Source organism: Streptomyces sp. NPDC058534 (assembly GCF_042717365.1).
GTDB lineage: Bacteria > Actinomycetota > Actinomycetes > Streptomycetales > Streptomycetaceae > Streptomyces.
Genome location: NZ_JBHXNW010000022.1, coordinates 68,237 through 81,083 on the forward strand (window position 1 = coordinate 68,237; position 12,847 = coordinate 81,083).

Consider the following 12,847-nt stretch of genomic DNA (forward strand, 5'->3'; position numbering starts at 1 on the left):
CCCGTGCCCACCATCACCTTCCGTGAGGTGACCCGTCGCTTCCCGGTGAAGGGCGGCGACTTCCTGGCCCTGGACCGGGTCGGCCTCGACATCGCGGACGGCGAGTTCGTCACCGTCGTCGGCCCCTCCGGCTGCGGCAAGAGCACCCTGCTGAACATCGCGGCCGGTCTGCAGGAGGCGACCGGCGGTGAAGTCACCGTCGACGGCGAGCCCGTGCGCGGCCCCGCGCCCGAACGCGGCGTCATCTTCCAGCAGTACGCCCTCTTCCCCTGGATGACCGTCGCCGCGAACATCGAGTACGGGCTCAAGGTAAGGGGCGTGGCCAGGGCGGAGCGACGCCGCAGGGCGCGCGAGGTCATCGACCTCGTCGGGCTCGGCGACTTCGCCGACGCCCTGCCCAAGACCCTGTCCGGCGGGATGAAGCAGCGGTGTGCCATCGCCCGCGCCTACGCCGTCGACCCGAAGATCCTCCTCATGGACGAGCCCTTCGGGGCGCTGGACTCCCTGACCCGGGTCCGGATGCAAGAGTCACTGCTCGAGACGTGGAGCAGGGACCGGCGCACCGTCATGTTCATCACCCACGACGTCGACGAGGCGGTCTTCCTCGCGGGCCGCGTCGTCGTCATGGCGGCCCGCCCCGGCCGCGTCCACCGGATCATCCCCGTCGGTCTGCCGTACCCGCGCACCGAGGAGCAGCGGCTCTCCCCCGCCTTCGCCGAGCTGCGCGCCCAGGTGTGGAGCGCCGTTCACCATCAGCCGGCTTCCCCCGAAGGGATCGCCTCGTGACGAGACGCCGGACACACCTCCGAACGACACCGCGCGGCACTCTCCGCGCCGTCACCGGCCTGTTCCTGGCCCTGACGCTCGTCCTGACCGCCACCGGCTGCGGCGGTGACGACTCGTCCGCGGCCGCGTCCGGCGACGGGAAGGGCACCATCACCTTCGGTTACACGGCCGACTACAGCGGCGCCGCCGCCCTCGCCGTCGCCGAGAAGCAGGGGCTGTGGAAGAAGACGGGCCTCGAACCCGAGCTGCAGGTCTTCACGAACGGCCCCCTCCAGGTGCAGGCCCTCCGCTCCGGCGACCTGGAGTTCGGCTACCTCGGCCCGGGCGCCCTGTGGCTGCCCGCGTCCGGGAAGGCCTCCATCGTCTCCGTCAACATGCTGGGCCTCGCCGACCGGGTCATCGCCCGCCCGGACACCGGGATCCACGAGCCGGCCGACCTCAAGGGCCGGAAGGTGGCCGTCGCCGAAGGCACCTCGGGCGAGATGATCCTCAACCTCGCCCTGCGCGAGGCCGGGCTGAAGCCGGACGACGTCACGAAGGTCGCCATGGACGCCTCCACGGTCGTCACGGCCTTCTCCTCAGGCCAGGTCGACGCCGCCGCCACCTGGTACCCGCTCATCGACACCATCAAGGAAAGGGTGCCGGATCTGGTGGAGGTCAGCGAGACCAAGGACTACTACCCGAAGCTGACCTTCCCCAACGTCTTCGTGACCCGGCCCGAACTGGCCCGTGAGAACCCCGAGCTCGTCAAGAAGGTCGTCGGCGTGCTGAAGGAGTCCGGCGACTGGATCGCGAAGAACCCCGAGGAGTCGGAGAAGATCACCGCCGACTTCCTCGGCCTTCCCGCCGACCGGCTCACGGGCTCCACGAAGCACGTCAAGATCCTGCCCTCCTCCGAACTGACCAGGCTCAGCCAGGACGGCACGGTCGGCGGCTGGTTCGACCGGCTGGCCGACATCTTCGTGGAGATGAACAAGCTGCCCGAGCCCGGGAAGAGCACCGACTACTACCTCAGCGACCTGTACGCATCGGCCGGAAGGACGGACCGTACATGAACGGCACCAGACGACGCGGATTCCTCGCGGGAGCGGCCGGGCTGGCCACGGCGGTGGCCCTCCCGCAGCCGGCCTCCGCACAGACCGCTACCGGACATACCGCTTCCGCAGGGGCCACGGTGGACACATCGGGCGTCGGACTTCCCGTGGTCCGGGGCGGGCGGGCCAGAGCCACCGTCCTGTGGCAGGGCGGGGGCGGCACCGAGTACGCCGCCGCCGAACTGCGTGACTACATCCAGAAGATCACCGGAGTGCGGCTGCCCCTGCGCGCCGGCCGCCTCGCCCCCGGCAAGGACATGCCCGAGGGCGTGACCGGCTTCGTGGCCCTGCGTCCGGGCACCGGACGGGCGCACACGCTCCCCGCCCACCGGCTCCTGACCGCCGCCCGGGAACTCGCCGGCGCCCCCGAGGACTCCTTCGCCGTCCGCGGCGACGACGAGTACGTCGTCCTCACCGGCCTCGGCGACCGCGCATCCCTGTACGCCGTGTACGCCCTTCTGGAACTCCTCGGCGTGCGCTACTTCGCCCCTGCCTTCCCCGCCTACGAGGGGCACCACGAGTACGTACCGCGCCGCGAGCAACTCACCCTCGGGCCACTGCGCCTGGTCGACCGGCCCGCCTGGGACCTGCGCCGCCAGTACGCGGAGGAGGGCTACAGCCACAACGACGCCACCCTGCCCCCGCTCCTGGACTGGATGGCCAAGAACCGCCTCAACACCTTCGTCTACCCGACCGACTACCTGGGCCTCGGCGTCACCGCCTACGACCTGGTTCGCCCCGTCCTCGCCCGCGAGGCGGCAAAACGTGGCATCCGGATCGAGTCCGGCGGCCACGGGTACGACAGCTTCCTGCCCAAGGCGGAGTATCCGCAGTACTACGAGTCCGGCGGCCCGCTCTTCGACGTCTACAACCCCGAGGCGCTCGACGCCTACGTCAGCCAGGTCGTCGCATTCCTGACGGCACGCCCGGAGATCACCGTCTTCGACTGCTGGCCGCCGGACGTCTGGCAGTTCCAGAAGCCGATCCTCGACCGGTACGGCACCGCCTCCAACGCCGAGTCCGTGGTCGTCAACAAGCTGGCCGAGGTCCTGCGCGAGAAACTGCCCGGCGTCCGCGTGGAGCGCATCGCCTACGCCTCGACACTCAAGCCACCGGACCCTGAATACGCCACCGACCCCGAGGTCGTCGTCGACTTCGCCCCGTACAGCCGCAACTACAGCGGGCCGCTCGACGCTCCGGACGTGGCGGCCAACGTCGGCCAGGCCGAGGCGCTGCGCGCCTGGCGGGCGAGTCATCGCGGCTCGCTGGTGATGTACGAGTACTACCGGCGCTACCGCTGGCGCAGTCTGCCCGTACACCCGCTCGCGACCATCGCAGGCGACGTCTCTTTCGAGGCCGGCCTGGGACTGGACGGCATCGGCATGTACTCCGAGCCGGGCGACTGGATCACCTACGAGCACGTGCAGAACCTGGTCGCCGCCCTGGCCTGGGACCCCACTATGGACGGCGACGCCTATCTCGACGGCTATCTGCGGGCGCGCTTCGGCGCGGCGGCCGTGCCCGCGATGCGCCGCTACTACGACCTCACCCGCTTCGACCCCGACACCGTCGGCCAGGCCAAGCTGCACGACAGCTACGACCAGGCCCGTGCGGCTCTCCGGGAAGCCGCCGGCCGTGCCTCCGGGCCGGCCGCCGCGACCGTGATCGACCGGCTTGTCCGCAACGCCGACGTCGCCCTCGCCGACATGCGCGTCGGGCTCCAGCAGGCGGGCAGTCCCGAACAGCGGGCCGCCCGTCAGGAGTACCGGGCGCTGATGCTCCGGAACCGTTTCAACGGCGTCTGCCTGCCGAACGTCCAGGCCCAACGGCGGTGGAACGGCGGCTCACTGCCGTACGGCGACGCGCGCACGCGGACGGAGGTCGCGGACAACTATCGCAGTGCGGCCGCCGGATTCGGCGATCCCGGCACGCTGGAACTGACGGCCGGCGGCGATCCGGTGAAGCTCACGGTCGAGGTCCAGGACGTGGACTTCAGGGGCCACACCGTGCTCTGGACAGCCGCGGCGCCCGAAGGCATCCGGCTGGAGCCGTCAGGCGGCACACTCTCCGTGGCGAGGACCCGGGGGGCGTCGGCGGACGTCGCCGTCACCGCGACCTCCGCGCTGCCGGGAGAGCACTGGATCACCCTCGACTTCCGCCTGACGGACGGCACGGAGCTGACGCCGGCGCACGTGGGGGTCACGGTCGCCCAGACGTCCGGAGCGGCGGCAGGCGAGGAAGGCAGCTCATGAGGAGCCTGTGAACGACTCCTGCACCGGCAGCGACCGCCGTCGCTGTGATCCGTCGCTGTGATCCTGGGGACGCGGCGCCGATCGCATCCGCCCACGCGGAGGCGAAGCCCACCGCCACGGGCACCCAGGTCACGCCCCTCGCGCCGACCGACACGGAGGAGGAGCTACTCCAGCGAAGTGCTCAGAACCGCCGTCGTGCCCGGGCACCGACTGACGCCGTGCCGGCGCGGACGACCAGCGTGGCGACAGAAGCAGGTTCCGGCGCCGCGCCCTGATCCTCGTTGTGCCTCAGCAGGTGAGCGACCACGAGAGCGCCCATCACGGCGAACGGCTGGGCGAGCGTGTCAGCGAGGGCGAGCAGTACTCGGCCGGCGCGATGTCGTCCACACCGACGACGGAGATGTCCTCCGGCACCGTCCGGCCGAGCTCGTGCAGGGCACGGATCACGCCGCACGCCATCTCGTCGCTCGCCACGAACAGGGCGGTGACGTCGGGGATCTTGCCCAGCAGGCCGTTGCGGTACCCGGACGTGGGTGTCCAGTCGACCACCGGCACCGGCGCCACAGCCCAGCCGCGTCCAGGGTGTCGCGCCATCCGACGCGGCGACTGGCGGCTTCGAGTCCCTCCTCGGGCCCAGCGACGTACCAGACGGTCTCGTGGCACAGCTCGATCGCGGCCGACCGCGCCTTCCACGGCCTGCTCGTCGCCCCGCCCCTGCAAGGCGTCACCCATGACGACGAGACCACCACGTTCGTCGCCCACCGGGACATCGCGCCGGGTCCGACGCCGCATCGCACGGGCCCGCACCCAGGCCGAACCTGCCTGATCCGCCGATCGCGGGGCGGGCGGCGGCAACCGCCCGACCGTCCGCCCTCCCTGGGCGCGGAACACAGCCCCTGAAGCGCCCGTACCACCCGCAGGCGGCGCAAACACCGTCGCGGCCCGGCCGGCGCACACCCCTCCGGTCTTGAGCGGTCGGCTTCCGATCTCGGTTCCACTCGATCCGATCCGAGTCCGGTCCTTACCGAGGCGTGCCTCCTCTGGAGAACATCCATGCCGCTGACCGCCCCCTGCGCGGAGTCGTCCCGCCCGTCCGCACCCCGCTGCTTCCCTCGGGCGAGGTCGACACCGCCTCGCTCTCCCGCCTGGTGGACCAGCTGGTCGACGGAGGGGTGCACGGCTCTTCGCCCTCGGCTCGCCCAGCGAAATCGCCTACCTCACCGACGATCAGCGAGCCGCCGTACCGGAGTTCGTCGTCAACGCCGTCGACGGCCGCGTACCGGTGCTCGCCGGGGTCATCGACACCACGACCGCCCGCGTCGAGGTCCACGCGAGGAGGGCGGCCGCCCTGAGCGCGGACGCTTCGGCACCTGTGCGTACGCGCAAGGGCCCGGCGCGGGCCCGCGCGGGGGGGGGGGGTCGAACCGCGCCGCGGACCGCCAGAGTTCGAGCAGCACCTCCTGCGCGACCTCCTCCGACTGGGCGGGGTCGCGCACCACCCGCCGTACGAGCCCGAAGACCGGCCCCGAGACCAGCCCGTACAGCTCCTCGAAGGCCTTCTGGTCGCCGTCCGCCACGAGCGTCAGCAGCTCGTCCGCCTCCACCCCGTCCCCCTCTCCGCGGGCCGCACCCGGCCCGTCCGCGTCAGCGAGGGCGCGCACGGCGGCACGCCCTTCACAGGAGTTACGGATCGGCGGCCCGAAAACGCCAGTCGGCCGGGGACGGAATCGGATCCGGGCCCGGACCAATCCGGCCCCGGGGGCGCTCCGAATGGCGGTGCGTCAGGTAACTCGGCACTCGGGCACAGAGGACGGACCGCATGACACCTTTCTCCGGTATCTCCGGAATCGACACGGGTCGCCGGCGCTTGGCCACGCTGGTCTGTGGCGCGCTGGCCGCCGGGGGCCTCACCGCGGCCGGCGTGACCGCGCTGGAACCACAGGCGGCGTCCGCCTCCAGCCACCGGGAGGCGCCGCTGATATCGGGGACCCCGCAGTACGACAACACGGATCTGTACGCCTTCGTGAGCCCGGACCGGCCGGACACCACGACGCTCGTCGCGAACTGGATCCCGTTCGAGGAACCGGCCGGCGGGCCGAACTTCTTCACCTTCGCCGAGGACGCCCAGTACGACCTGCACGTCGACAACGACGGCGACGCGCTGGGCGACCTGCTGTTCCGGTACACGTTCACCACGCACACGAAGAACGACAAGTCGTTCCTCTACAACACGGGCACCGTCACCAGCCTCGACGACCCGGATCTCAACATCACGCAGACCTACGACATCGAGCTGATCAAACTGCACGGCGGGAAGGAGGCGTCCCGGACGACGATCGCGCACGAGGTGCCGGTGGCGCCGTCGAACGTCGGCAAGGCGTCGATGCCGGACTACGGCGCGCTGCGCGACCAGGCCGTCCACGAACTGGACGACGGGACGAAGACGTTCGCCGGTCAGGCCGACGACCCGTTCTTCCTGGACCTGCGGGTCTTCGACCTGCTGTACGGCGGGAACCTGTCGGAGGTCGGCAACGACACCCTCGAGGGCTACAACGTCAACTCGATCGCTCTCCAGGTCCCGACCGACATGATCGTGGAGTCGGCGGAGCAGCCGGTGGTCGGCATCTGGTCGACGACCCGGCGCGAGAACGCCCAGGGAGAGTTCACGCAGGTGTCCCGGCTCGGGAACCCCCTGGTGAACGAGGTGGTCAACCCGCTGAAGGACAAGGACACCTTCAACGCGTCCGCGCCGGCGGACGACGCGCAGTTCCTCCAGAACGTCACCAACCCCGAACTGCCGAAGCTCATCGAGGCGATCTACGACATCAAGGCACCGGCCGAGCCCCGCGACGACCTCGTGGACGTGTTCCTCAAGGGCGTGCCGGACCTCAACCAGCCGCCCCACGTCACGCCCTCGGAGCAGCTGCGCCTCAACACCTCGGTCGAACCGGCCGCCGAGCCCAAGCGCCTCGGCGTCCTCGACGGCGACAACGCGGGCTTCCCCAACGGACGCCGGCTGACCGACGACGTGATCGACGCCGCGCTCCAGGTCGTCGAGGGCGAGCTGGTGGGTGCCGCGAACGACCTGGGCGACGCGGTCGACGCCAACGACAAGGAGTTCGGGGCCGCCTTCCCGTACGTGGCGAACCCGACGGAGGGTTCGCGCGGTCCGCTCGCCGACGGCACGGGCGGCGGCAACGACGTGCGCAACCAGCTGGGTGACGCGCTGCGCCCGGCGGGCTCCGGCAATACGACCCTCATCGCCGCCTCGGCGGGGGCGGGGGCCGTCGGCATCCTGCTGATCGGCGGCGCGGTGGCCTGGTGGCGCCGCATGCGGGGCCGGGCGTACTGACCGGCCGCGCCGCTTCCCGCACCCTTCACCCAGACGGCCCGACCTGAGGAGAGGCATGTCCTCGCACGGCAACGACAACGAGGCACGGAGCGAGCCACCCGACCCGGCCGACGCCACTCCACGCCCGGCCGCCGCCACTCCACGCCCGGCCGACGCGGGAAAGTACGAGGCGCGGGTCGTCGCCGTGCGGCGGTTCGCGGCGGCGGCGCGACGGTGGCGGGGGCTCCAGGTCACCGGGTGCGCGGTCCTGCTGGCCGTGGCCCTCAGCGCGGGGGCCGTCGCGGTCGGCGGCGCGCGGGAGGGTGCCGGTGTCGTGCCGGGCGGCGCACCCGCGGGCCGGCCGGGGACAGTGCGCGACGCCGGGCCCGACGTGGGGATTCCCGCGCTGGAGGCCCGGCTCCGGGCCCAGCCGCGCGACTTCGAGGGCTGGGCGTCCCTCGGGCTGGCCCACGTCGAGCTGGCCCGCACCGACGTCGACCCCTCCCGCTACCCACGGGCCGAGCGGGCGCTGAAGCGGTCCCTGGAGCTGAAGCCGGGCAACGACCGCGCGCTGTCGGGCCGCGCCGCTCTCGCCGCCGCCCGGCACGACTTCGGCACGGCGCTGACGTACGCCGACCGCGCGCTGGCGGCGAACCCTACAACGAGCGGGCCCTGTGCTCCCGTGTCGACGCCCTCGTCGAACTGGGCCGCTACGACGACGCGGCCCGGGCCGCCGACACCGCCGACACCCGGCGCCCCGGCGTCCCCGTCTTCACCCGGTACGCGTACGTCCGCGAACTGCGCGGCGAGACGGACACCGCGCGGAAGGTGCTGGAGCGGGCGCTCGCCGGCGCCTCCTCCCCCGCCGACGTGGCCTACGTCGCCGCGCAGTTGGGCCACCTCGCCCGCAGACAGGGCGACCATCCGACCGCCCTGCGCCACTACGCCCGCGCCCTCGCCGCCGACGACGCGTACCTGCCCGCCCTGGAGGGCAGGGCCAGGGCCAGGGCCGCGAGCGGCGATGGGGACGGTGCGGTCGGGGACCTGGAGCGGGTGGTCGCCCGGGCCCCGCTGCCCGGTCCGCTCGTCGCGCTCGGCGAACTGTACGAGGTGCGCGGCGAACCGGCGAAGGCCCGTGAGCAGTACGCCCTCGTCGACGCGTGGACGGCGCTCGCCCGGGCCGGCGGCGTCGAAGCCGACCTGGACACCGCCCTCGCCGCCGCCGACCACGGCGACCCGAAGGCCGCCCTGCGCGCGGCCCGCGCCGAGTGGGACCGCCGCCGCACCGTGCACACGGCGGACGCCCTCGCCTGGGCCCTGCACGTCAACGGCCGTGACCGGGAGGCGCTGCCGTACGCCCGCAGGGCCGTCGCCACGGGGTACCGCGACGCCGCGTTCCTCTACCACCTGGGCGTGATCGAGCGCGCCGTGGGACGGGACGGGGACGCGCGCCGCCATCTGTCGGCGGCGCTCGGCCTCGACCCGGGCTTCTCCCCGCTGGGTGCTCGCGAGGCGCGCAGGGCGCTGAAGGAACTGGAGGCGGCCCGTTGACTCCCCGCGGTCTCCTCGCGCGCGGCGCCGCCGCCCTCACCGCCGCGTGCGCCCTGGTCCTCCTCGCCCCGGCGGGCGCGAGCGCGCATCCGCTCGGCAACTTCACCGTCAACCGCTACGACGGTCTGATCGCCGCCCCCGGTCAACTGCGCGTCGACCACGTCGAGGACCTCGCCGAGATCCCGGCGACCCAGGCGGGCCCCGACGTGGAGCGGCTCGGCCCGGCCGAGTGGGCCCGGCGGCGCTGCGAGCGGGCGGCGCTCGACAGCCGGCTCACCGTCGACGGCCGCGGCGTCGCCCTCACCGCCCGGCACAGCGGCGTGCGCGTGCGGCCGGGGCAGGCCGGGCTCGACACCCTGCGTCTTGAGTGCCGGTTCACGGCACCGCTGCCCGACTCCGGTGCGGTGAGCGTCGGCTTCCGTGCGGCCGGCGCCTCCGCGGGCCCCGGCTGGCGGGAGGTCACCGCGCGCGGCGACCGGACGACGCTCACCGCGTCGGACGTGCCGGAGGAGTCGGCCTCACGCGAACTGACCCGCTATCCGCGGGAGTCGCTGTCCTCACCGGCCGACACGGCGAGCGCGTCGCTGCGGGTCCGGCCCGGCGGTCCCGCCCTGGACCGGGACCGGCAGGGCGCCCCCGCCGCCTCCGTCCTGCCCCGCGGCGCGGACCGCTGGACCCGCGCGCTGGACTCCCTGGTCGCCCGCCAGAACCTCACCCTCGGCTTCGCCGCTCTCGCCCTGGTCGTCGCGGTCGCCCTCGGCGCGGGGCACGCGCTCGCACCGGGCCACGGCAAGACCCTGATGGCGGCGACCGCGGCCGCCCGGGGCGGCGGGGCCCGGCTGAAGGACGTCCTCCCGATGGCGGCCTCGGTGACGGTCACCCACACCCTGGGCGTGGTCGCCCTCGGCCTCCTGGTCACCGCGGGTTCCGCGGCCACGCCGTCGGTCGTCGCGTGGCTCGGCATCGCCGGCGGCGTCCTGGTCACGCTGGCGGGCGCGAGCCTCGTACACCGCGCACTGCGCAACCGGGCGCACGGCCACACCCACGCGCACGGTCACCATCACGACCACGACCACGACCACGGGCACCCCCACGAACACGGTCCGCACACCCACACCCACCCCGTCTCCCCCACCCTGCGCGGCACGATCCTCCTGGGCTTCGCGGGCGGGCTCGTGCCCAGTCCGTCCGCCGTGGTGGTGCTCGTGGGGGCCGCCGCCGTCGGCCACGCCTGGTTCGGACTGCTGCTCGTGGTCGCGTACGGCCTCGGGCTCGCCCTCACCCTCACCGCAGCCGGGGTCGCGGTCGTCCGGCTCGGCGGTGGCGTGGACCGGCTGCTGCGGCGGCGTCCCCGGTGGACGTCCGGCCCGCTGGCGGGCATGGTGCGCCGGGCCACCCCGCTCGGATCGGCGTGCGTGGTGGTGGTCCTCGGGGCCGGATTGGTGTTCAGGGGGGCGGCATCCGCACTCGGCTGAGCTACTTTTGGGAGAACGCGGCAGACACCCGGGCCCGTTCCCGGGACGTGTCCGCGCGAGACGTCATAGGGGGCGCCGGTGTTCGAGGAACCCGGCGGTGAGCGCGTGATCGCCGGCCGCTACCGTCTCCTGTCCCCTCTGGGCGAGGGCGGCATGGGCACGGTGTGGCGCGCCCGCGACGAGGTGCTGAACCGCGAGGTCGCCGTCAAGGAGGTGCGCGCTCCCTCCGGGTTGCCGGAGAGCGACGTGCGGCGGATGTACGCCCGGCTGGAGCGCGAGGCGTGGGCCGCGGCCCGGGTCGCCCACCACAACGTCGTCACGGTGTACGACGTGGCCACCGACGGCGACCGGCCCTGGATCGTGATGGAACTGGTCCGCGGGCTGTCCCTGGCCGACCTGCTGGACGCCGAGGGCCCGTTGGAGCCGGGGCGGGCCGCGCTGATCGGTGCCGAGGTGCTGGCCGCGCTGCGGGCCGCGCACGCCGCCGGAGTGCTGCACCGGGACGTGAAGCCGGCCAACGTGCTGCTGTCGAACGACGGCCGGGTGGTGCTCACCGACTTCGGGATCGCCAGGGTCGAGGGCAGTTCCGCGCTGACCATGACCGGCGAGGTCATCGGCTCGCCCGAGTTCCTCGCCCCGGAACGGGCGCTGGGCCGCACCCCCGGTCCCGAGTCCGACCTGTGGTCGCTGGGCGTGCTGCTGTACGCGGCGGTCGAGGGCGTCTCGCCGTTCCGCCAGGACACTCCGCTGAGCACCCTGCGCGCGATCGTCGACGAGGAGTTGCCGCCGCCGTACCGGGCGGGTGCGCTCGCGCCCGTCATCGACGGGCTGCTGCGCAAGGACCCGGCCGAGCGGCTCCCGGCCGACCGCGCCGAGCGGGAACTGCGGCTCGTGGGCGCCGGCGGCACCCCCGCGTCGGAGGGAGGCACGTACGGCGCGGCGCCGGCGGGCGGGTACGCCCCGACCGTCGCGGGACGCCAGGACGCGGACGCCGCTCCGACTCCCCCGCTGCCGGGACCGGCGACGACGGCGGGCACGACCGGGACGAGCCCGCCCGCGAACCGGGACCGGCGCGCGCGTGCCGTACTGATCGCCGGAGTGGCCGTGCTCGCACTGGCGGCGGCCGGGCTGACGTACGGGCTGCTGAACGGCTCGGACGGCGGTGACGGGACGGAGGGCTCGGGGGGCAGCCAGGGCCCTTCGGCCAGTGCCACTGCGACGGGACCGATTGAGAGTGCCGAGCCGAGTCCGTCGGCGTCGTCGGAGCCGGCGTCGGAGTCCGGGGACGGCGGTTCGGCGAGCGCAACGCCCCCGCAGTCGGTGAAGGTGTCCGTGGCGGGCTCGCACCCCGACTACTCGGGCATCTGTCCCCCGCCGCGCGACCGGGCGCCCGCCTTCACGGCGACGTTCACGGTGGGGCGGCTGCCCGCGGAGGTCGGCTATCGCTGGGTCACGGAGGACGGTTCGGTCTCCGACCCGGGGTGGCGGACGCTGTCCTTCCCCGCGGACGGCGACCGCTCGGACGAGGACACCGTCGTGGTGACGACGCGCGAGGACAGCGGCGCGTTCGAGGGCGCCGTGCGGGTGGAGGTGCGGTCCCCGGTGCGGGTCACGTCGAACGCGGTGGCGTTCTCCGTGACCTGCGACACCGGGACGGAGACGGAGACCCCGACGGACGGAGCCTCCCCCTCCTCTTCCGCTTCCGCTTCGGGTCAGGCGGCGCCGTTGAGGACCGGCAGGTAGCCGCCGGACTGACCGGCCGCGGTCGGGTGGTACGACTCGCCGATGTTCAGCCAGTTGACGCTGTGCAGCCACGAGGCGCCGGAGCACAGCTCGTGACCGGTGAAGGTGGTGCGGACGTCGCCGAAGGTGAAGCCGTGGTCGGCGGCGCGCTTGGCGATGGCGGTGTTGAGGTGGTCGGAGGCGTCGTTGATCGCCTTCCGCTTGGTCTCGGAGAGGCCGACGCAGGAGGTGCCGAGCTTGTAGAAGCGCGGGTAGCCGATGACGACGACGTCGGCGTTCGGGGCCTTGCCGCTGATCGCCGAGTAGACGCTGTCGAGGTTGCCGGGCAGCGTCGAGTCGACGTACGCCTTCGCGGTGGCGATCCGGGAGAGGCAGGCGCTGTCGGACTGGAGCACACAGGTCGTCATGACGTCGGCGAAGCCCGCGTCGTTGCCGCCGACGCTGATCGAGACGAGGCCGGTGGCCGTGGAGAGCGGGCCGAGTTGTCCGGAGAGAACTTCACTCGTTCGGGCGCCCGAACCCGCCGTGTGGTCGACCGGGGGGGGGGGGGTGGGGGGCGGCCCGTGGGTCGGGGGGGCCGGCGGGGAGGGGTTGGGGGAGGCGCTGGGGCCGTGG

At 73.3% G+C, this 12,847-nt stretch carries 7 protein-coding genes and 4 pseudogenes; 8 read left to right on the forward strand and 3 right to left on the reverse strand.

From position 1 onward, the window contains the following. The first annotated feature begins 3 nt into the window (after positions 1-3). Genes ACFWR9_RS16240 through ACFWR9_RS16250 form a run of 3 tightly spaced genes read left to right on the forward strand, consistent with a single transcriptional unit; the run spans position 4 to position 4,132 of the window. A complete protein-coding gene (locus ACFWR9_RS16240; RefSeq protein WP_383841780.1) occupies positions 4-786 on the forward strand; it encodes an ABC transporter ATP-binding protein in 783 nt (260 codons plus the stop codon). Next, positions 783-1,841 carry an aliphatic sulfonate ABC transporter substrate-binding protein gene (locus tag ACFWR9_RS16245; RefSeq protein ID WP_383841783.1) on the forward strand — a complete coding sequence of 353 codons (1,059 nt, stop codon included), beginning with the start codon at positions 783-785 and terminating at the stop codon, positions 1,839-1,841. The genes ACFWR9_RS16240 and ACFWR9_RS16245 overlap by 4 nt, the downstream gene beginning before the upstream one ends. Continuing rightward, a complete protein-coding gene (locus ACFWR9_RS16250) occupies positions 1,838-4,132 on the forward strand; it encodes a DUF4838 domain-containing protein (protein WP_383841786.1) in 2,295 nt (764 codons plus the stop codon). The genes ACFWR9_RS16245 and ACFWR9_RS16250 overlap by 4 nt, the downstream gene beginning before the upstream one ends. A gap of 181 nt (positions 4,133-4,313) precedes the next feature. On the opposite strand, the pseudogene ACFWR9_RS16255 reads toward ACFWR9_RS16250, so the two are convergent. Beyond that, positions 4,314-4,803: pseudogene (locus ACFWR9_RS16255) on the reverse strand (substrate-binding domain-containing protein); the annotation flags it as partial. A gap of 378 nt (positions 4,804-5,181) precedes the next feature. Between ACFWR9_RS16255 and ACFWR9_RS16260 the strand changes: the two are divergent. Then, positions 5,182-5,525: pseudogene (locus tag ACFWR9_RS16260) on the forward strand (dihydrodipicolinate synthase family protein); the annotation flags it as partial. Here the strand turns inward: ACFWR9_RS16260 and ACFWR9_RS16265 are convergent. Next, positions 5,526-5,736 (reverse strand): annotated as a pseudogene (locus tag ACFWR9_RS16265) (sigma factor); the annotation flags it as partial. 215 nt (positions 5,737-5,951) lie between these two features. On the opposite strand from ACFWR9_RS16265, the gene ACFWR9_RS16270 reads away from it, so the two are divergent. The 4 genes and pseudogenes from ACFWR9_RS16270 to ACFWR9_RS16285 all read left to right on the forward strand — a co-directional run bounded on the left by ACFWR9_RS16270 (position 5,952) and on the right by ACFWR9_RS16285 (position 12,232). Next, positions 5,952-7,484, forward strand: coding sequence for a DUF4331 domain-containing protein (locus ACFWR9_RS16270; protein ID WP_383841789.1), 1,533 nt, complete (start codon positions 5,952-5,954; stop codon positions 7,482-7,484). 55 nt (positions 7,485-7,539) lie between these two features. Continuing rightward, positions 7,540-9,014, forward strand: a pseudogene (locus tag ACFWR9_RS16275) (tetratricopeptide repeat protein). Continuing rightward, positions 9,011-10,489 carry a nickel transporter gene (locus ACFWR9_RS16280; RefSeq protein ID WP_383841792.1) on the forward strand — a complete coding sequence of 493 codons (1,479 nt, stop codon included), beginning with the start codon at positions 9,011-9,013 and terminating at the stop codon, positions 10,487-10,489. Before ACFWR9_RS16275 ends, ACFWR9_RS16280 begins: the two are co-directional and overlap by 4 nt. A gap of 78 nt (positions 10,490-10,567) precedes the next feature. Then, positions 10,568-12,232 carry a serine/threonine-protein kinase gene (locus ACFWR9_RS16285; RefSeq protein ID WP_383841795.1) on the forward strand — a complete coding sequence of 555 codons (1,665 nt, stop codon included), beginning with the start codon at positions 10,568-10,570 and terminating at the stop codon, positions 12,230-12,232. Here ACFWR9_RS16285 and ACFWR9_RS16290 read toward each other — a convergent pair. Further along, positions 12,202-12,847, reverse strand: a 646-nt coding sequence (locus ACFWR9_RS16290) for an SGNH/GDSL hydrolase family protein (RefSeq protein WP_383841798.1), incomplete at its 5' end; no start/stop codon positions are given. The two genes, ACFWR9_RS16285 and ACFWR9_RS16290, sit on opposite strands and share 31 nt — an antisense overlap.